Raw genomic sequence first — 18,956 nt, forward strand, 5'->3', positions numbered from 1 at the left:
CTTAAGTCCGTACGATCCGGGCCAAGCCGCCGACCGGTACGTCGATCACCCAGACATCGGGCGCGGTCGTGGTCTCCCGGTGCACCTCGTGGCCGGAGCAGTCCGACACTACGAGGCCGACCGATCCGGCCGCACCTTCGACATACAGCCGGCGCCCGGGGCTCCCGTTGACCACAACCGTGCAGGGGTCCTCTACCCGTACGACCGGGTCGGTGAACACGGCAACGACAGTTTCGTCGGCGCCGACCGCGCGCACCTGCGTGTAGCGAGCGTCCGGCCGGGACGGCAGCAGTACGCCGTGCAGCAACGCATCGGCGTGGTCGTGCATGAATCCGAGCCAGTACCGGACGACCTGTTCGTGCTCCGCGGACAGGTCGTCCAGCTCCATCGACACCTGCGCCGTACTGAACAGCGATCCGATGAACTGCTGCGCGACGTTCTCCGCCGACGCGGACGGGTGCCACATCAGCATGTCCGAGTGCACCGCGCGGTCCCCCGCCAACAGTCGACAATCGACAATCCGCACGCGGTTCTCGACCGGGTCGAGCGCGCAGTCGCCGGCCCGCAGGAACGTGCCGAACTGCCACAGCCGCGGGTGCACGTAGTCCTGCCGGAACTCGATCAGCACGTCGGACCGCAGGCTGCGCAGCTCGTCGGTGACCGCTTGCAGGAAACGCTCGACACCTTCGTCGACCGAAGAACAGTCGGCACCCGGTCCCGCGGGAACGGGGTCCCGCGCCCAGGAGTCGATGAAGTCGATCTTCAGCCCGTCGACACCCCAGTCCCGCACGGGACGGATGCAGCACTCCAGCAGATGCTCGCGGACCTCCGGGTAGCGCGGGTCCAGCACCGCGGTCACCTCACCGTCGGCGAAGCCGAGAGTACGGTCCTTGAACCGATCCCAGGCCTTCGAGTAGACGCCGATCAACGGCGGCGCGAGCCACAGCACGTACCGCTGCCCGAACTCGTGCACCCGCCGTACGTGCTCGAGCATGTCCGGGAACGTCGCGCCGGTCGGCTCCCAGTCGCCGCAGTACGCGTACCCGCGCCGCGTGTCGTCGGTCTGCCAGCCGTCGTCGACAATCACCGCCTTGGTCCCGTACGCCGTACCCGCCCGGGCGTGCCGCTCCACCGACGCGGCCGACACGTGCTGGTGGTCGCTGTACCAGGTCGAGTACATCGCCTCCCGCGCAACCTCCGGCACCGCCGCGATCCGGTCACCCAGCTCGGCAGTCCACTCGGCGGTCACCGCACGCAAGGCGTCGGCGAAGTGCTGGGCGCGAAGGTCGATCCGCAGGGTGAAGCCTTCGCCCTCGACATCCGTCACGGTCAGCTCGATCAGCTGCTCGGCGGTCTCCTCGTTGACGCCGACCGCGAAGTCGCAGGTCCGGACGCTTGCCGACAAGGAGATTGTCAACAAACTACTGCTCCGCGCATCGACGAGCGACGCCACCGGAGCCGAGCGGACGGAGCGGATCTCGCGGTGCGAGCCCCAGTCCGTCGGGAGCTCCCGATGCGAGCCCTGGGTCGCCCGCCAAAGGGTCACCGCATCCCCGGCCGGCCAGGTCCAGCGCAGCGTCACCGGGCCGTCGGCCACCACGTCGTACCGCTGCACGCCGGTCTCGGCGGCCGGCCGCGCGGTCAGCGCACCGGGTCCGCCCAGGCTCCCCGTCCGAACGGTGCGTCCGTCGGGAGAGCGGATCTCGAATGTCGTCACAGGCTGGACTATAGCGGTAAAACGCATCCCCAAGAAGGTATTGACGAGACCGGATCAGGTCTCTAGTTTTACCGCTAATATCAAATTTTGCATCTTGCGAGGAGATGCCGTGCTGGCTGTCAGCTCCGACCTGGCCTACGTCGAGGACGCCTTCACCTGGGCCCGGGACCGGGCCCTCGCCTGGGTGCAGACGGGCGACGGCAACCTGCCGTCGTACTGGGCCGGCTACCCGTCCCGGCCGATGTTCTACTCCCGGGACGTCTGTCACCAGGCGGCCGGCGCCCACCTGCTCGGCCTGGACGCGGAGAACTTCGCGATGTTCCGGCACTTCGCCCGCTCGGCGACCCCGGCCCGGAAGTGGTTCCCGATCTGGGCGTTCCACTTCGACGGCCGGATCGCCGCCCTCGACTACCACTCCGACGAGCACTTCGTCCGGGAGATCCCCGCGGTGTTCGACCTGACCTACCGGGCGCTGGAGCAGTACGACTGGACCGGCGACCGGCGCTGGATCGACGACCCCGACCTGGCGGCGTACTACCGGCACAGCGCCGGCGAGTTCGTCGCGGCCCATGACGGCGACGGCGACGGCATCCCCGAAGCCGGCGGCACCGCCGACATCTTCCTCGGTACGGCGACCTACAACGAACGTGAGGCCCCCCTGCTCGTCGCGGGCGACGGCCTCGCGACGCAGTACGCCGTCCTCCGCAAGCTCGGCCGGCACGCCGAGGCCGGCAAGATCCAGGCCACCTACGACGGGTGGTGGAACGGCGATCACTTCGCTCGCGGTATCACCAAGGACGGGCTCGACTTCGACTGGGGACTGGAGTCGCACACGCTCGTTCCGCTGTTCGGGCTGAGCGGGTCGGGGGAGCGCAACGAGCGGTTCCTCGACTACCTCGAGGAGCAGATGGAGGCGCACCCGCCGCTGAACATCGAGTCGTTCAGCTACTGGCCGGAGTTCCTCTTCGACCACGGCCGGGTCGAGTCGGCGTGGCGCTGGACGAAGCACCTGATCGACAGCCGCGACGACTACCCGGAGATCTCGTTCACGGTCGTCGAGCACCTCGTCGCCGGCCTGCTCGGGCTCCGCCCGGACGCGCCGAACGCCACCCTGACCGTCACGCCCCACCTGCCTGCCGAGATCGGCAATCTGATTGTCGACAATCTGCCGATTGGTGGCTGGACTCTCCGGATCCAGCAAGAAGGCAGGCGCAGCACCGAAGTCACCGTGCACAGCGGACCAGGCCTGCTCACCGTGATCGTCGGTTCCGAGACCCATTCCCTCGCACCCGGCCGGACCGTCCGGGTCGTCCACCCCAAGGACCTGTCATGAAGAAACTCCTCCCCGCCGCGTTCGCCGTACTCCTGGCGGCCGGATGCGCGACCGGCAACGCCCCCGCGTCGAACCAGGCCGGCGACAAGGCCGAGATCACCTTCTCGTTCTGGGGTACGAACTCCGAGGCCGCCTCGCTGAAGGCGATCGCCGCCGCCTTCGAGAAGGCCGACCCCGGTACGAAGGTGACCACCAACTGGATCCAGTCCGACTACGAGCAGAAGCTGCAGACGTCGATCGCGGCCGGCACGCAGTCGACCGTGATGGAGATCAGCAACACCAGCCTGGCCGGGTTCGCGCCGAGCTTCGCCGAGCAGACCGTCGACCCGGGCAAGTACGTGCAGCCGAACATCTCGGCCGCGATGCAGTACCAGGGCAAGTACTACGCGATGCCGTTCGCCGCCAAGCCGAAGGTGATGGCGGTCAACACCGACGCGTTCAAGGCCGCCGGCGTCCCGTTGCCGAGCGCAACGACACCGCTGAGCCTCGACGAGTTCGAGGCGATCACGGCCAAGCTGTCGCACGGCGACGGGAAGGCCCGCGTCTACGGGTCCAGCAACCTGTGGTTCCGCGGCTGGCTGACCGCGGCCGGCGGCAGCTACTACACCACGGACGCGACCGCATGTACCTTCGGCGACGCGACCGGCGTGAAGACCGCGCAGTACGTCGTCGACATGCAGAAGAACCGGTACTCGCCGACGTCGATCGACATCCAGGGGCAGGACCAGGCACAGTGGTTCGCGGCCGGCCGGCTGGCGACGTACAGCGACTTCGGCCCGTGGACGGTGGCCGACTTCGCCAAGATCAGCAAGCCGGGCTGGACGCTGGTGCCGGTTCCCGGCAAGGGGTTCCCGATGGAGGTCGACGGGCTCGGCATCGCGAAGAACGCGAGCGGCAAGCAGCTCGAGACCGCGAAGAAGTTCGTCGAGTTCGCCAGCACGCAGCAGGTTGCTCAGGACCTGCTGATCCAGGGGAACACGGCGCTCGGTGTGCCGATCATCGAGGCGTCCTCGCCGACCCTGGAGAAGGTGCTGCCGGCCGGCCGGAACCTGGCCGCGTTCACGACCGCGCTGAAGTCCGGCGTGGTGGGCGCGTCGGTGCCGAAGGAGGCGCAGATCTCCGGTGACGCCGAGAAGGGCATGACCAGCTACACCGCGCTCGGCACCGGCAAGGACGACGTCGCGAAGGTCCTGCCGCAGCTCGCGGAGAAGTGCACGCAGGCCTTGAAGAAATGAATCCGACCATCGGCTGGATCCGGAACCTGGCGTCGTCCTGGGGTGTCCCGAGCGCCCTGGTCCCGCTGGTCCCGTTCCTGCTCCTGCTGATCGTCCTGTACGCCGTCATCGGACTGGCGGCGTACGGGGCGCGGCGGAAGTGGCCGCGGGCCGACAGGACGATCGCGTTCTGGCTGTTCGTCTCGCCGTGGCTGATCGGGTTCGGCCTGTTCACGGTCGGCCCGATGGCGTCCTCGGTCTACGTCAGCCTCACGTCGTGGGACCTGATCACGCCCCCTCGATTTGTTGGCCTCGCCAACTACACGGAGGCGTTCCAGGACCCGAAGGTCGTGCAGGCGCTGAAGGTGACGCTGCTGTACGCCGTGATCAGCGTCCCGCTGCAGACCGTACTGGCGTTCCTCGTCGCACTGCTGCTGAACACGGACCTCCCGGGAATGCGGCTCTTCCGGACGATCTGGTACCTGCCGTCGCTCGTGTCCGGGGTCGCGCAGATGGTGCTGTTCCTGTGGGTGTTCAACCCGCAGTACGGCCTCATGAACGACGTACTCGGCCGCTTCGGGATCGACGGGCCGGGCTGGTTCGACGACGCGGCGTGGGCGCTGCCGACGGTGATCCTGATGAGCCTGTGGACGGTCGGCGGTGCGATGGTGATCTACCTCGCCGGGCTGAAGGACGTGCCGTCCAACCTGTACGAGGCGGCCGCGCTCGACGGCGCCGGGGCGGTCCGGCAGTTCTGGCACGTGACGCTGCCGCAGATGTCGCCGATCATCCTGTTCAACGCGCTGACCGGCATCATCGGCTCGCTGCAGATCTTCACCCAGGGCTTCATCGCGAAGGGCGGCCCGAAGGACTCGCTGCTGTTCTTCGTCTACTACCTGTACGACAACGCGTTCCAGAACTTCCGGATGGGCTACGCGTCGGCGCTCGCCTGGATCCTGTTCGTGGTGATCCTGGCGCTGACCGCGGTCACCCTGCGCGGGAGCGCGTTCGCCGTGTACTACGAGACCGAGCTGTCCAGGAAGCGGAGACGCCGATGACTGCCGTGGCAGAACCCTTGGTACTGCGGGCCGACCGGCCGTTCTGGCGCCGCAACCTCGCGACGACGATCGTCCTGTACGTCGTCCTCGCCCTGGGCTCGCTGGTCTTCGTGTACCCGTTCCTGTGGATGATCGCGACGTCGTTGCGCTCGCTCGCGGGCGTCGGCAGCTCGGGGGCGAGCGTCGTACCGCACGAGTTCCTGTGGAACAACTATGTGCGGGCGGTGACGTCGTTCCCGTTCTGGCGGTACGCGCTGAACTCGGTGCTGACCACGCTGATCCCGATCGTCGGCACGGTGTTCTCCTGCTCGCTGGCCGGGTTCGCGTTCGCGCGGCTGCGGGTGCGGTTCTCCGGCGTGCTGTTCGCCGTCGTACTGGCGACGATGCTGCTGCCGGGGGAGGTGACGATGGTGCCGCAGTTCATGCTGTTCAACAACTTCGGCATGGTCGACACGCTGTACCCGCTGATCCTGCCGGCGTTCTTCGGGTCGCCGTTCTACATCTTCCTCTTCCGCCAGTTCTTCGCCCGGATGCCCGACGAGCTGGCCGACGCCGCGGTGGTCGACGGCTGCGGCTGGTTCAAGATGTTCCTGCTCGTCTACCTGCCGCTGGCACGCCCGGCCGTGGTCGCGGTGTCGATCCTGCTGTTCATGGGCTACTGGAACAACTTCCTCGGCCCGGCGATCTACATCAACTCCGACCAGTGGAAGACGCTTCCGCTCGCGCTGGCCGGCTTCCAGTCCGTCAACGGCACCGACACCCCGTTGCTGATGGCAACCTCCGTACTGATCACCGTCCCGTGCCTGCTGATCTTCTTCGCCGCCCAGAAGCAGATCACCAACGGCATCACCTTCACCGGCGGCAAATAGCCGCGGACGGGGACCATGCCGTGGTCCCCGTCCGGGTCCACATCAGTTGACGAGAATCTTGCTGACCTTGATGGTTATGCCTTTGACGAGCGGCGTGGAGGTGCCGGTGGTTACCGAGCCGGTGCCCTTCTGGACGCCCTTGACGTTCATCGAGTACGTCAGCGTGCCGCCCGGTGTGCCCGGGGTCGACTGCACGACGAGGTCCGTGGTCGGCGGTCCGGTGAGCTGGCTGCCCGCCGTACCGTCGAGGTTCTCGGCGCCTACCGTCAGGCCGTAGCCCGCGGGTGGGGCGGCCGGGAGGTTGCTCGGGTCGTAGGTGAAGCTGATGTCCTCGGCGCCGTTGACGCCGATCCACTGCTGGAACACCCGCCCGCTGGTCGTGCCGAACACGTTGACCTTCCACTCGATGACGATCCAGGAGTTCACGCCGTCGGTCAGCGTCGCGATCTGGATACCCGGTGCACCGGTGCCGTCGAGGTCGGTCCAGAACGGCGCGAGCACGTTGTTCGGCCGCGCCGGGTCCGGCAGGTTCTGCGGTACCGGCTGCACGTCGGCCGCGGACGTCGTACCGCCGGCGACCGTGTAGCCGTCGGAGACCACCCCGATCGAGCTGTACGTCTGGCCGGCATAGATGTACGGCGGGACGTTGAAGTTCAGCGCCTGCTCGTCACCGATGGGTGTCGGCGTGATCCCGAACGCGTCGAGCGGTAGGTAACCCGCCGGCGTCGTACCCGGTCCGACGACCGGCCGGTCGGGCTGGCGCCCGGCCAAGGTTGCTGTCTTCGTGGCGATCTGGCTGCCGATCCTGGTCGCACCGGTCACGCTGTTCAGCCGCAGTTGCGAGCTGAGCGCGCTGGCTGCCGTCACACTCGTGGTCTGCAGGCTGTTGTTCTGCACCGTCACGGTGCACGTCGACTGGCCGGTGTTCCGCGCGATCGTGGACGGCGTACAGGCCTGGTCGACCGGCACGATGCCCTGCTGGCGGAAGAACGCGACCGGCAGGTGCAAGGCCCGGCTGCCGCCGACCTGCGTGAGGTTGACCTGGCCGAAGTACTGGCCGTCGGGCAGATCGGGGGCGGTGATCGCGATCGTCAGCTTCTGCGTCTTGCCGGGCTTCACCTGGAACGCCGGCGGCAGCACAGTGATGCTCGCGCCGTTCACCGTCGTACCACCGGCCTTGAAGGTCAGCGTCTGGTTGGTGACGTTCTTGACTGTCCGCGTGGCGGTGATCAGCCCCGGCATCGTCGGTGCGTTCACCGACGGCAGGTTGAGATCGATCCGGTCGAGCGCGTCGGCGGCCGAGGCCGCGTAGTTCGCCGCCGTCTCGTCCATCGTCAGACCCGGGTCGCCGGCCTTGGTGAGGTCGATCCGCCCGCCGCCGTCGTCGAACGGGTCGGCCGGTGTGACCCGGTCCGGCTTCGTGACGGTCGTCTTCGCGGTCGTCTCGAGCGCGGACTTGACCTGGCCCGGCGTCCACGACGGGTGCAGGGCGAAGATCAGCGCGGCCGATCCGGCGACGTGTGGCGACGACATCGACGTACCGGCGATCACCTGGTAGAGGTTCCCGGGCGGGCCGGCGGCCGGGGAGTCGGGCGTCGGCGTCTGGCCGGCCATGATCTGCAGGCCGGGCGCGGTGACGTCGGGCTTGAGGAAGTCGCCACCGGGGCCGCGCGACGAGAAGTACGTCATCACGTCGCCCTGCCAGGTGGTCTTCGCGCCTTGCGTGAACGCTGCGGTCGCACCCGGGTGCGCCGCGACGAACGCCAGCAGCGTGTCGGAGTCCGGCTTCTCCAGCTGTACCGCGGGCAGCCAGTGGTTGTCCGTGAACACGTCGAACGGTGCCGAGTTGTACATCAGCATGCCGGCCGCGCCACCCTGCAGGACGTTGAAGCCCTTCATGATCCGGCCGGAGCTGAACTGGCAGAGCACGATCTTGTTGACGAAGATCCCAGGCGGTGCAGGGGCCGTGCACTGCGCGTTGCTGTACGGCGGAGCCGACGCGAGCACCATCTGGTGTGCCCCGGTGCCGCTGGTGATCGAGGCGCCCGACACCGTGGCGGTCGCGCCGCCACCGGACAGCGTCACGGTCGAACGGAACGTACGGCTCTGTGTGGACGCAGCGACCGTGGTGACCCACGGGCTGCGGTGGTCTGTGGTCGCGGCGGTCGGACCGGAGTTCCCGGCCGAGGCGGCGACGAACACTCCGGCCGCGTACGCGTCCAGGAACGCGAGTTCGACCGGGTCGCTGTACGGGTTGCTGCCGCCGGAGATCGAGTAGTTGATCACCCGTACGCCGTCGAGGATCGCCTGCGCGACGGCCTGCACGGAGTCGCTCTGGAAGCACCCGGTGGCGCCGCAGACCTTGTACACCGAGACCTCGGCCGATGGGGCGATGCCGAGGATCGGGCCGCGGTCGATGCCCAGCGGGTTGGCGTTCGCGACCGGGCCGCCGGCCGACGTCGACGCGGTGTGCGTACCGTGGCCGTCGGAGTCGCGCGCCGAGTCGGGGTAGACCTCGCCACCGACCACCGCGTTGTAGGTGGCCAGGAACGGCTGCCCGCCGATCAGCTTGTGGTTGCAGACGAACACGTCGGTCGCCGGTGTCAGCGGGTTGTCGCCGAAGTTGCAGGTGCGCGGCGTACCGTCGGCCTTCGCGGCCGGTGCCGGCAGCGTGCCCGGATCCCGGAACGACGGATGCTCCGGCCAGACTCCGCTGTCCAGCATGCCGACGACGACGCCCTTGCCCGAGCCGGCCGAGCCGCCGAGCTGGCTGTAGATCGTCGGTGCGCCGATGAAGGATCCGCTGGAGTCGGTCAGCAGCTTCTCCAGGCCGTCCTGCTGTACGGCGGCCACACCGGGAAGCTTCAGCAGGTCACGTGCCTTGTTCGCGGGCAGGCTGACCGCGATACCGCCGTACACGGTCCGCAGCCGCTGGCCGGCCGTCGCACTCGGCACCTTCGACCGCAGCGCGGCCAGGAAGTCGTTCTCGAGCGAGCCGACGTGCTTCAGGTACTTCGTCGCGTTCGCACTCTTCAGGTCGAGACGCTTGCCGGTGACCGCCGGGCTGGTACCGGGCAGGCCCTTGAGTCCGCCGCGGTACGCCGCCAGCGAGTCGTAGTCGAGTTTCACGACGACGCGGACCTGTTTGCCGGACGTACTGTTCACGATCGCCGGGTCGCTCTTCGCGAGTTGGCCGCTCGGCGACTTGGCGCCGTTCACCGTACTGGTGAGTGTCAACGGTTTCGCGGTCCAGGGCCGGCCGTTCGGCGCGGTGGGGGACGGGTCGCCGGCTGCCGCGGTTCCAGCGGGCAGTAAGGCGGCGACCAGCAGACCGGCGGACACCCCGGCCATGGCGGTACGGCGAGAACTTCGTCGGTGGATCGGTGACCTCATGCACGGGCCTCCCATGAGACGGAACGCCGTCACGGCAGGGGGCAGCACGGGACGTCAGGTGACCTCCCAGGACAAACGCAACAGACCCCTCAGTCCTTCTGACCGAACCCCCCGGACCGGCGTACGGCGGGCGCCCCCTCGGCACCTGCCTGAGCCGAGGCTATGCCCAGAACCCGGGCACGACCAGACCTCAGCGAATTGTCAGGTGCGCCCGAGGATCCCCTGGTCGTAGCCCTTGGCAACAGCCGCGGCGCGATCGGTGACGCCGAGCTTGGTGAAGACGTGGCTGAGGTGGGTCTTCACCGTGGCCTCGCTGATGAACAGCTCGCGGGCGATGTCGCGGTTCGACGTACCTTTCGCCACCAGCTCGAGGACCTGGCGTTCGCGGGCGGCCAGTGGGGCCGGCGCGGGGGAGCGGACAGCCGAGACGAGCCGGGACGCGACCGCGGGGGAGAGGACGGTACGGCCCGCGGCTGCCTGGCGGACCGCGTTGAACAGCTCGTCCTGCGGGGCGTCCTTCAGCAGGTACCCGGTGGCGCCGGCCTCGATCGCGGGCAGCGTGTCGGTGTCGGTGTCCCAGGTCGTGAGGACCAGCACCTTCGAGCGGATACCGCGGCGGGTCAGCTCGGTGATCGCGTCCAGTCCACCGCCGCCCGGCATCCGCAGGTCCATCAGGACCACGTCGGGGTCGAGCTCGGCGGCGAGTTCAACCGCTCGTACGCCGTCCGGCGCTTCGGCGAGCACGGTGAAACCGGGAGCGGCCTCGAACATTCCGCGCAGGCCGTTCCGGACGACGGGGTGGTCGTCGACGAGCAGCAAGGTGATGTCAGGCGTGTCAGGCGTGTCAGGCGTGTTAGGCATGGAGCACCAACGGTACGTGAGCCGAGATCGCCGTACCGAAGCCCGGCTCGGCCTCGACGGTGAGCGAGCCGGCGATCCGTTCGGCCCGGGCCCGCATGCCCTCCAGCCCGAACCCGCCGGTGCCCGACCGGGCCGGCAGTGCCAGCGGGTCGAAGCCCTTGCCGTCGTCGCGGATGTCCACCGTCACCTCGTCGTCCATGAAGCTGAGGGTCACGCCGACGCGGGTCGCGGCGGCGTGTTTCGAGACGTTCGCGAGCGCCTCCTGCGTGATCCGCAGCAGGGTCGCGGAGAACTCGCCGTGCAGGTGCTGCGCCGTACCGGTCAGGGTGAACTCGGAGGGTACGCCGGTCCGCTCCGACCACTGGTCGACGGTCTTGCGCATGGCTTCGGGCAGACCGTCGTACGACAGGCCGGCCGGGGCCAGGTTCTGCACCGAGCGGCGGGCTTCGCCGAGGCTGTGCCGGGCCAGCTCGCTCGCGCGGCCGACGCGGTCCTGGACCACGTCCGGGTCGGAGGTGTTCGCGACCGCCTGGAGCTGGGCGATGATGCCGGTCAGGCCCTGCGCGATCGTGTCGTGGATCTCCGCGGCCAGCCGGCGGCGTTCGTCCGCGATACCCGCCTCGCGGGCCTGCACGAGGAGCTGGGCCTGCAGCGCGGCGTTCTCCTCGTGGGCCTGCTGGAGCTCGGTGATGGTGTCGGCCCGGGCCCGCGACCGGGCCTCCTGCTGGTCGGCGATGTGCTTGACGACCGTCAGCAGCACGTTGTTCGCGACCACGAGGCCGGCGAACACCAGCCAGCCGGCGCCGTGCAACGGGAACCCGCCGGTCTGCGCGCCGGCCACCGGGATCGTGCACGCGAACAACGCCAGCCGGCGCCGCTTCCGCCCCGGGATCAGCTCGTCGGCGTCGTAGTACCCCGCCACCACGTAGAACGCGAAGAACCCGTTCAGGATCGTCAGCGCGAACCCGATCGCCCAGCGCAGTATGTAGTACGTCACCGAGATCGCGTTCGGACCGCGGTGCAGCCGGCCGCTCCAGCTCCACCAGAGCTGCATCACCAGCGCGGTCCCGACCAGTGCCATTGCCGCTTGCCGCCGGTCGTCGAACGGCATCAGCCAGCCCGAGGCGGCGAGCGCCAGCAGGGTGCCGAGGCCGAGCAGGAAGTACGGCGCCCAGCGCTGGAAGGCCGCCTGGCGCCGATCGAGCTCGCTCTCGGCCATCGTCACCAGCCCAGTCTGCACGAACCTACTCCCAGCGGAACCAGCGCGCCGCCGCCACCGACACCACGACCGTCCAGCCGGCCAGCACCCCGAGGTGCGACCACGCCGGCCACTGCCCGGCCGCCGCCTGGTCGAGCGCCCGCGACGCCGCACCGAACGGCAGCAGTACGACGATCTGCCGCAACGTGTGCGGCATCGCCTGGACGGGGAGCCACAGCCCGGCGGAGAACAGGCTCGGGAAGAACAGTGCCATCCCGAAGGCAGTCGCGAGCCGGGCCGTCCTGGCCAGCGCTGAGACGAGTGCGCCGAGCGCGAGTGCGGCGGCGGACGTGAGCAGCAGGGCCAGCACATAGCCGACGAGCTGATGCGGCAGCTTGACGTCGAACGCGAGCCGCCCGATCGTCAGGCAGATCAGCGCCGACGCCAGTCCGGTCGCACCGTGCAGCCCCATCTGTGCGGTCAGCAACGCGGACGGCCGGACCGGGGTCGCGGACATCCGGCGCAGGATCCCGCGCTCGCGGTATCCGGTGATGATCGGCGGCATCGCCTGCAGGCCGACGACGATCTGCCCCACCAGCACCAGCACCGGCACGTAGAGGTCGATCAGCCGGACGCCGAGCCCGGCGTCGACCCGCCGGAAGCTCGGGATCGAGCCGAGGATCACCAGCAGCACCGGCGGGAAGCCGAGCACCCAGAACAAGGTGCCGAACTCCCGCACGTACAGCCGTGCCTCGGTCCGCAGTACGGCGATCCGCGCCGAGGGGCGACGTACCGCCATGGTGCTGCTCATCGGGTGGCTCCTGTGAGGTCGAGGAAGGCGTCGTCGAGGGTGGCGTCGGTGACGCGGAGCTGGTGGGCGGTGATCCGCTGACGGGCGAGCAGCGACAGCAGCGCGGTCACGGTCTCGTCGGATCCGCCGAGGGTGAGCCGGCCGTCCTTGTCGTCGACCGAGGCGAGTGCCGGCAGTGCGGCCAGGTCCTCGTCGTCGAGCTTTTCCGACGGCGTGAACGAGATGATCGTTGATCCCGCCGTACTGCTGATCAGGCCCTGCGGTGTGTCGAGCGCGGTGATCCGGCCCTTGTCGATCAGCGCGATCCGGTCGCAGAGCCGCTGCGCCTCCTCCATGAAGTGCGTGACCAGCAGCACCGTGACGCCGCGGGCGCGGATGTCCTCGACGACCTCCCAGGTGTCGCGGCGGGCGCGCGGGTCGAGGCCGGTGGTCAACTCGTCGAGTACGACGACGCGCGGGTTGCCGATCAGTGCGAGCGCGATGAACAGCCGCTGCTTCTGACCGCCGCTGAGCACGCCGAAGCGGGAGTTCAGCTGTGCGCTCAGGCCGAGGCGTTCAGCCAGCGGGCGCCAGTCGGCCGGGTTCGGGTACAGGGCGGCGTACAGCTCGAGGGCCTCGCGGACGGTGAGCTTCGCCTGCAGCTCGCTCTCCTGGAGCTGGGCGCCCAGTACCTGCGTGACGGCCGTGTGGTCGGCCACCGGGTCGAGCCCGGCGACCCGGATCCGCCCGCCGTCCGGAATGCGCAGACCCTCGACGCACTCGACGGTGGTGGTCTTACCGGCACCGTTCGGCCCGAGGATGCCGAAGATCTCCCCCTCGTCGACGGTGAACGACACCTCGTCGACAACAGTCCGCGCCCCGTACGCCTTCCGCAGCCCGCTGACTTCGACAATCGAAGATTTCCTGGTCATACCCCAAGCTTCGCGAACCCCCCACCACCCGCACATCGCCCAACGGGCTCCTCCCGGAATCAACCAATCGGCTGACCCCGGGGTACTACCTACTTCGTGTACAGCGCTTCGACGTCGTTGGTGTGGTTTTTCATGACCACGTGGCGGCGGAGGGAGAGTTTCAGGGAGAGTTCGCCGGACTCCTGGGTCCAGTCGATCGGGAGGATCGAGAACTTCTTGATCGCCTCGGCGTGGGAGACGGAGGCGTTCGCGTCGTCGATCGCCTTCTGTACTTCGGCGATCAGGTCCGGGTCGTCGGTCAGCGACGCGACGTCGGTCGGCTTCCCGTGCTCGGTCGCCCAACCGACGATGGTCTCCGGGTCGATCGTGATCAGCGCCGCGATGAACGGTTTGCCGTCGCCGACCACCATGCACTGGCTGACCAGCGGGTGCAGCCGGATCTGGTCCTCGAGCAGCGTCGGGGCGACGTTCTTGCCGCCGGCCGTCACCAGGATCTCCTTCTTCCGGCCGGTGATCCGGACGAACCCGTCGACGTCGAACTCGCCCAGGTCGCCGGTGTGGAACCAGCCGTCCGCGTCGATCGCCGCCGCGGTCGCCTCGTCGTTCTTCCAGTACCCCTGCATCACCTGGCCGCCCTTGAACAGCAGCTCACCGTCGTCCGCGACACCGACCGTCACACCAGGAAGCGGCCGGCCCACGGTGCCGATGCGGATGTCGTCGGGCAGGTTCACCGACACCGCGGCGGTGGTCTCGGTCAGGCCGTACCCCTCCAGGACCGGTACGCCGATCCCGCGATAGAAGTGGCCGAGCTTGCCGCCGAGCGGGGCGCCGCCGGACACGGCGTACTGCACCTGTCCGCCGAGCACCGCGCGGAGCTTGCTGTAGACGAGCTTGTCGAACAGCACGTGCTTGGCCTTCAGCCCGAAGCCCGCGCCGCCCTTGTCCTGCGCCTGCGAGTACGCGATCGCGGTCTCGGCGGCGGCGTCGAAGATCTTGCCCTTGCCGTCCGCGTGCGCCTTCTGGGCGGCCGAGTTGAACACTTTCTCGAACACCCGCGGCACGCTCAGGATGAACGTCGGCTTGAACGCGCCGAGGTCCTCCACGAGGTTCTTCACGTCGGCGCTGTGCCCGACCTTGACCCGCTTCATCACACAGCCGACCTGGATGATCCGGGCGAACACGTGCGCCAGCGGCAGGAACAGCAGCGTGCTGGCGCCGGTGGTGTCGAAGAGGTTGTCGAGGATCTTCACCGCCGGGCCGAGCTCGTCCATGAAGTTCGAGTGGCTGATCTTGCAGCCCTTCGGGCGTCCCGTCGTACCCGAGGTGTAGATCAGCGTGGCGAGGTCGGCCGGGGTGACCGCGGTACGGCGCTTGTCGAACTCGGCGTCGGTGACGTCCTGGCCGAGCGCGGTCAGCTGGTCGACGGCGCCGGCCTCGATCTGCCAGACCTCCTGCAGTGCCGGCGCCTCGGCCCGCGCGGAGTCCACGACCGCGCCGTGGGCCGCGTTCTCGACGATCGCGACGACCGCCTCGGAGTCGGTCAGGATCCACTGGATCTGCGCGGGGGAGGAGGTCTCGTAGATCGGCACCGTGACCGCGCCGATGCTCCAGATCGCGTAGTCGATCAGGGTCCACTCGTACCGTGTCGGGCTCAGCAGCGCGACCCGCTCGCCGGGCTTGACCCCGGCCGCGATCAGCCCCTTCGCCACGCCCGTCACCTGCTGCGCGAACTCCGCCGCTGTGACATCTGTCCACACCGAGCCCGTACGGCGGCTGAAGACCGCGGTGTCAGGATGGGAGGACGCGTTCGCCCACACCGGGTCGCTCAGGCTCCCGGTGGGCGGTTCTGTCACAGCAGGAACGGTGTACTCACGCATCCGCGTCTCCTCAGTCGGTCACGAATTGTCGACTTCCGGCGCACGCTACAGTCACCTACCCGTAAGTAGCCAGGTTTATGTGACCCACGGAACTAGGTTCTAGCCATGCCACAGCTCGACATCAGTTGCGACGACCTGGTCGTTGCTGATCCAGCCTACGTCGCCGAGCGGCTCGGTTCGGACACCCTCTGGCGCGAATGGTGGCCGGACCTCACGCTGACCCCGTCCGAACGGCGCGGCGTCGAGGGCGTGCGCTGGTCGGTGACCGGGGCCGCGACCGGTACGGCGGAGTGGTGGCTGGAGGCAGTCCGGGACGGCGTCGTCGTGCACTGGTACCTGCGGGTCGACCCGGCGAACCCTGTCCGCGGTCGGGCGGCCGAACGGCTCAAGGAGCGGTACGTCGCGGCCTACCGGGAGCGGCTGTGGCGGTTCAAGGACGAGATGGAGGAGGGCCGCGCGGCGGGCGAACGCCGTACCGGATCCGATCCCGCGATAGTCTCCGGGGAGGACGCGGATCCATCGGGGGGTCCGGCAGTCGCTCCCAGCACTCGTCCCAGCAAAGGTAAGAGGTGAATCGATGGCGGAACAGACCACCTCGACCATCCAGGTGAACGCGACCCCCAAGGAAATCATGGCGGTCATCGCGGACTTCGCGGCGTACCCGGAGTGGGCCGACTCGATGCGGGAGACCGAGGTGCTGTCCACCGACGAGGCGGGCCGGCCGAACAAGGTGCGGTTCAAGGTCGACGCGGGGGCGATCTCCGACGAGTACACGCTGGCCTACGTCTGGTCCCGCAACGAGGTGACCTGGACGCTGGTCGAGGCGAAGATGGTGAAGGGGATGGACGGGGCCTACGTGCTCCGCGATCTGGGTGCGGAGGGGACCGAGGTGACGTACCGGCTGGCCGTCGACGTGGCGATCCCGATGATCGGCATGCTCAAGCGGAAGGCCGAGAAGGTCATCATCGACACGGCTCTCAAGGGCCTGAAGAAGCGCGTCGAGTCGTAAGCCGGTGACTCGCGTACTGCTTTACACAGGTAAGGGCGGCGTAGGCAAGACGACCTCCGCTGCCGGTACGGCGACGCTCGCCGCGCTCCGCGGGCTCCGGACGCTGGTGCTGTCGACGGATGCCGCGCACTCGCTGTCGGACGCGTTCGACTCCGAGGTGGGCCAGGAGCCGACCGAGATCGACGACCTGCTGTTCGTCCAGCAGATCGACGCGCAGCGGAAGTTCGAGCGGTCCTGGGGCGACATCCAGAACTACCTGCGGTCGGTGCTGCACCTGGTCGGCGTCGACCCGATCGAGGCCGAGGAACTGACCGTGCTGCCGGGCGCCGCGGAGGTGCTCGCGCTGCTCGAGGTGCGCGACCATGTCCGGTCCGGCCGCTGGGACGTGATCGTCGTCGACTGCGCGCCGACCGCGGAGACGCTGCGGCTGCTCGGGCTGCCCGAGGCGCTGAACTGGTACCTGGAGCGGATCTTCAACGCCGAGCGCAAGATGATGCGGACGTTCCGCCCGTTCCTGAGCCGTGGGTCGAGCATCCCGATGCCGGACGACACGGTCTTCGACGCACTGCGGCGGTTGCAGAGCGACCTCGCTGACATCCGCACGCTGCTGGCCGGCCCGGACGCGTCGGTGCGGCTGGTGCTGACGCCCGAGGCGGTAGTGGTCGCGGAGGCACGCCGGTCGCTGACCAGGCTCTCGCTGTACGGGTACCGCGTGGACGGCGTCGTCGCGAACCGGGTGTTCCCGGCGGGCCGGCGCGGACACCTGGCGCCGGCAGTGGGTCGCCGCGCAGCGGGGCATCCTCGAGGAGGTCGCGGACTCGTTCCGGCCGCTGCCGATCTGGGAGTCGCCGTACCGCGTCTGCGAGCCGGTCGGCGTCGAGGAGCTGGCGGCGTTCGCGGTCGAGATGTACGGCGGGGACGACCCGTTCTCCCGCGCCACCGACGACACGTCGTTGTGGGTGGACCGGCACATCGACACCGACGGGCGCACGTACACGCTGACGATGCCGTTGCCGCTGGCATCCGCCGACGAGCTGGAGCTCGCGCGGCACGGGGACGAGTTGATCATCACCGTCGGGTCGTACCGGCGGGTGCTGCCGCTGCCGGCCGCACTGGCGCGCGGTGTGGTCGCGGGCGCGCGGCTGGACGAGGGACGGCTGCAGGTCCGGTTCGCGCCGAAGGAGGCTTCGCGTCCAGCGGTGCCCGCCGATGTGCCGAGTGGTGCTGGTCCGTTGGAGTCCGCGCAGGAGCTGGCGCAGGGGCTGACGGCGGAGTACCACGAGCAGCTCGCGCGACGGGAAGCGGCGATCGGGGACGGCCGGTGAAGGAGCCGGTCGGTTCGGTCGCCGAAGAGGCGGCCAAGCTGTTCGCCGTACTGCAGAACGCTGCTGCCGAGGAGCAGCCTTCAGACGAGCAGCCCGCAGACGAGAAACATGAGCACAAGCTCGGGCCGGACTGTGTCTGGTGCCCGGTGTGTCAGCTGATCCATCGGGTGCGGAACACCAGCCCCGAGACGATCGAGCAGCTGTCCACCGCGGCCGCGCATGTCCTGGGCTCGCTGAGGTCACTGCTGGAGGCCGCCGCGGACGCGGCCCGGCAGACGCGCGAGGACGCAGCGTCGCGGTCCTCGCCACCGGAGGAGGAACCGGCCCAAGAATCGACCCGGTCCCGGGTGGACCGGATCGACGTGAGTGAGGACCCCGAACCATGGGACTGACGATCGGCATCGATGTCGGCGGTACGAAGATCGCGGCCGGCGTGGTCGACGAGCAGGGCACGATCATCGCGCGCACGCATCGTGACACCCCGGCGGACTCGGTCGACGCGACCGCCCAGGCGATCTGCGACGCGGCCGCCGAGCTGATCGCCGCGCACGACGTCGAGGCGGTCGGGATCGGCGCCGCCGGTTTCGTCTCGTCGGACCGCTCGACCGTGCTGTTCGCGCCGAACCTGGCCTGGCGGGACGAGCCGCTCGGCGCCCGGGTCGCCGAGCAGCTGAAGATCCCGGTCGTGGTCGAGAACGACGCGAACGCGGCCGCCTGGGGCGAGTTCGCGTTCGGCGCCGCGAAGGACGCCGAGCACATGATCTGCATCACGGTCGGCACCGGCATCGGCGGCGGCGTGGTGATCGGCGGCCAGCTGCTGCGCGGCGCCCACGGTGTCGCGGCCGAGCTCGGCCACATGCGCGTCGTACCCGGTGGGCACCGGTGCGGGTGCGGTGCCCGCGGCTGCCTGGAGCAGTACGCGTCCGGTACGGCGCTGGTCCGCGAGGGCCGGGCCCGCGCGGAGTCGGGGTCGCTCGGGGCGGCGCAGATGCTGAGCGTGTGCGGGATCACCGACCCGGCGGAGCTGACCGGGCCGATGATCACCGAGGCCGCGCTGAAGGGCGACCCGTGCGCGGTCGAGCTGCTCGAGGACCTCGGCCGCTGGCTCGGCGAGGGGCTGGCCAGCCTGGCGACGATGTTCGACCCGAGCCAGATCGTGATCGGCGGCGGCGTGAGCGCGGCGAAGGACCTGCTGATGAAGTCCGCGCAGCAGGCGTTCGAGAAGAACCTGCCGGCCAAGTCGAACCGCCCGCACGCGAGCTTCGGGCTCGCCGAGCTGGGCAACGATGCCGGGCTGATCGGCGCCGCCGACCTGGCCCGGCAACCGGCCCCGGCGCCGGAAAAGCACCGATGATTGTCCTGACCTGGGATACTGGAGGC

Annotated in this window: 15 protein-coding genes and 1 pseudogene; 9 read left to right on the forward strand and 7 right to left on the reverse strand. The window is 69.1% G+C overall.

What is annotated here, in order from left to right; translation table 11 throughout:
• Position 1: 1 nt before the first annotated feature.
• Complete coding sequence (locus tag JOF29_RS39625; RefSeq protein ID WP_209699435.1) at positions 2-1,717, reverse strand: glycoside hydrolase family 36 protein; 1,716 nt, start codon at positions 1,715-1,717, stop codon at positions 2-4.
• 109 nt (positions 1,718-1,826) lie between these two features.
• On the opposite strand from JOF29_RS39625, the gene JOF29_RS39630 reads away from it, so the two are divergent.
• Genes JOF29_RS39630 through JOF29_RS39645 form a run of 4 tightly spaced genes read left to right on the forward strand, consistent with a single transcriptional unit; the run spans position 1,827 to position 6,191 of the window.
• Positions 1,827-3,050: a hypothetical protein gene (locus tag JOF29_RS39630; protein WP_209699436.1), complete on the forward strand. Its 1,224-nt coding sequence runs from the start codon at positions 1,827-1,829 to the stop codon at positions 3,048-3,050.
• The gene (locus tag JOF29_RS39635) at positions 3,047-4,285 is read left to right on the forward strand and encodes an extracellular solute-binding protein (RefSeq protein WP_209699437.1); all 1,239 of its coding nucleotides are present in this window, start codon (positions 3,047-3,049) and stop codon (positions 4,283-4,285) included. Before JOF29_RS39630 ends, JOF29_RS39635 begins: the two co-directional genes overlap by 4 nt.
• On the forward strand, positions 4,282-5,322 hold the full coding sequence (locus JOF29_RS39640; protein ID WP_209699438.1) for a carbohydrate ABC transporter permease: 1,041 nt from the start codon (positions 4,282-4,284) through the stop codon (positions 5,320-5,322). The genes JOF29_RS39635 and JOF29_RS39640 overlap by 4 nt, the downstream gene beginning before the upstream one ends.
• On the forward strand, positions 5,319-6,191 hold the full coding sequence (locus tag JOF29_RS39645; RefSeq protein WP_209699439.1) for a carbohydrate ABC transporter permease: 873 nt from the start codon (positions 5,319-5,321) through the stop codon (positions 6,189-6,191). Before JOF29_RS39640 ends, JOF29_RS39645 begins: the two co-directional genes overlap by 4 nt.
• A 42-nt stretch (positions 6,192-6,233) precedes the next feature.
• Here JOF29_RS39645 and JOF29_RS45045 read toward each other — a convergent pair whose 3' ends face one another.
• The 6 genes from JOF29_RS45045 to JOF29_RS39675 all read right to left on the reverse strand — a co-directional run bounded on the left by JOF29_RS45045 (position 6,234) and on the right by JOF29_RS39675 (position 15,242).
• Positions 6,234-9,584 (reverse strand): S8 family serine peptidase, encoded by a 3,351-nt coding sequence (locus JOF29_RS45045; protein ID WP_281067472.1) that lies wholly within the window; start codon positions 9,582-9,584, stop codon positions 6,234-6,236.
• A gap of 201 nt (positions 9,585-9,785) precedes the next feature.
• Positions 9,786-10,445 carry a response regulator gene (locus tag JOF29_RS39655; RefSeq protein ID WP_209699440.1) on the reverse strand — a complete coding sequence of 220 codons (660 nt, stop codon included), beginning with the start codon at positions 10,443-10,445 and terminating at the stop codon, positions 9,786-9,788.
• The gene (locus JOF29_RS39660) at positions 10,438-11,685 is read right to left on the reverse strand and encodes a sensor histidine kinase (protein ID WP_307863925.1); all 1,248 of its coding nucleotides are present in this window, start codon (positions 11,683-11,685) and stop codon (positions 10,438-10,440) included. Before JOF29_RS39660 ends, JOF29_RS39655 begins: the two co-directional genes overlap by 8 nt.
• Before the next feature lie 4 nt (positions 11,686-11,689).
• Positions 11,690-12,454: an ABC transporter permease gene (locus tag JOF29_RS39665; RefSeq protein WP_209699441.1), complete on the reverse strand. Its 765-nt coding sequence runs from the start codon at positions 12,452-12,454 to the stop codon at positions 11,690-11,692.
• Complete coding sequence (locus JOF29_RS39670; RefSeq protein WP_209699442.1) at positions 12,451-13,365, reverse strand: ABC transporter ATP-binding protein; 915 nt, start codon at positions 13,363-13,365, stop codon at positions 12,451-12,453. Before JOF29_RS39670 ends, JOF29_RS39665 begins: the two co-directional genes overlap by 4 nt.
• A gap of 89 nt (positions 13,366-13,454) precedes the next feature.
• Positions 13,455-15,242, reverse strand: a complete 1,788-nt coding sequence (locus tag JOF29_RS39675; RefSeq protein ID WP_209699443.1) for an AMP-dependent synthetase/ligase — start codon at positions 15,240-15,242, stop codon at positions 13,455-13,457.
• A gap of 105 nt (positions 15,243-15,347) precedes the next feature.
• On the opposite strand from JOF29_RS39675, the gene JOF29_RS39680 reads away from it, so the two are divergent.
• The 5 genes and pseudogenes from JOF29_RS39680 to JOF29_RS39700 all read left to right on the forward strand — a co-directional run bounded on the left by JOF29_RS39680 (position 15,348) and on the right by JOF29_RS39700 (position 18,930).
• Positions 15,348-15,815, forward strand: a complete 468-nt coding sequence (locus JOF29_RS39680) for a hypothetical protein (RefSeq protein ID WP_209699444.1) — start codon at positions 15,348-15,350, stop codon at positions 15,813-15,815.
• A gap of 4 nt (positions 15,816-15,819) precedes the next feature.
• Complete coding sequence (locus tag JOF29_RS39685) at positions 15,820-16,251, forward strand: SRPBCC family protein (RefSeq protein WP_131462701.1); 432 nt, start codon at positions 15,820-15,822, stop codon at positions 16,249-16,251.
• A gap of 4 nt (positions 16,252-16,255) precedes the next feature.
• Positions 16,256-16,942 (forward strand): annotated as a pseudogene (locus JOF29_RS44200) (ArsA family ATPase); the annotation flags it as partial.
• A 313-nt stretch (positions 16,943-17,255) separates the two neighbouring features.
• Complete coding sequence (locus JOF29_RS44205; RefSeq protein WP_245361131.1) at positions 17,256-17,576, forward strand: ArsA family ATPase; 321 nt, start codon at positions 17,256-17,258, stop codon at positions 17,574-17,576.
• 382 nt (positions 17,577-17,958) lie between these two features.
• Complete coding sequence (locus JOF29_RS39700; RefSeq protein WP_209699446.1) at positions 17,959-18,930, forward strand: ROK family glucokinase; 972 nt, start codon at positions 17,959-17,961, stop codon at positions 18,928-18,930.
• Positions 18,931-18,956: the final 26 nt, after the last annotated feature.

It is taken from the genome of Kribbella aluminosa (genome assembly GCF_017876295.1).
GTDB classification, from domain to species: domain Bacteria; phylum Actinomycetota; class Actinomycetes; order Propionibacteriales; family Kribbellaceae; genus Kribbella; species Kribbella aluminosa.

What these genes read in the sequence shown, in the direction of transcription:
- JOF29_RS39685 (WP_131462701.1), top strand. Translation starts at nt 15,820, where the DNA reads ATGGCGGAACAGACCACCTCGACCATCCAGGTGAACGCGACCCCCAAG.
- JOF29_RS39665 (WP_209699441.1), bottom strand. Translation starts at nt 12,454, where the DNA reads ATGAGCAGCACCATGGCGGTACGTCGCCCCTCGGCGCGGATCGCCGTA.
- JOF29_RS39675 (WP_209699443.1), bottom strand. Translation starts at nt 15,242, where the DNA reads ATGCGTGAGTACACCGTTCCTGCTGTGACAGAACCGCCCACCGGGAGC.
- JOF29_RS39700 (WP_209699446.1), top strand. Translation starts at nt 17,959, where the DNA reads ATGGGACTGACGATCGGCATCGATGTCGGCGGTACGAAGATCGCGGCC.
- JOF29_RS39635 (WP_209699437.1), top strand. Translation starts at nt 3,047, where the DNA reads ATGAAGAAACTCCTCCCCGCCGCGTTCGCCGTACTCCTGGCGGCCGGA.
- JOF29_RS39670 (WP_209699442.1), bottom strand. Translation starts at nt 13,365, where the DNA reads ATGACCAGGAAATCTTCGATTGTCGAAGTCAGCGGGCTGCGGAAGGCG.
- JOF29_RS45045 (WP_281067472.1), bottom strand. Translation starts at nt 9,584, where the DNA reads ATGAGGTCACCGATCCACCGACGAAGTTCTCGCCGTACCGCCATGGCC.
- JOF29_RS39640 (WP_209699438.1), top strand. Translation starts at nt 4,282, where the DNA reads ATGAATCCGACCATCGGCTGGATCCGGAACCTGGCGTCGTCCTGGGGT.
- JOF29_RS44205 (WP_245361131.1), top strand. Translation starts at nt 17,256, where the DNA reads ATGCCGTTGCCGCTGGCATCCGCCGACGAGCTGGAGCTCGCGCGGCAC.
- JOF29_RS39680 (WP_209699444.1), top strand. Translation starts at nt 15,348, where the DNA reads ATGCCACAGCTCGACATCAGTTGCGACGACCTGGTCGTTGCTGATCCA.
- JOF29_RS39655 (WP_209699440.1), bottom strand. Translation starts at nt 10,445, where the DNA reads ATGCCTAACACGCCTGACACGCCTGACACGCCTGACATCACCTTGCTG.
- JOF29_RS39645 (WP_209699439.1), top strand. Translation starts at nt 5,319, where the DNA reads ATGACTGCCGTGGCAGAACCCTTGGTACTGCGGGCCGACCGGCCGTTC.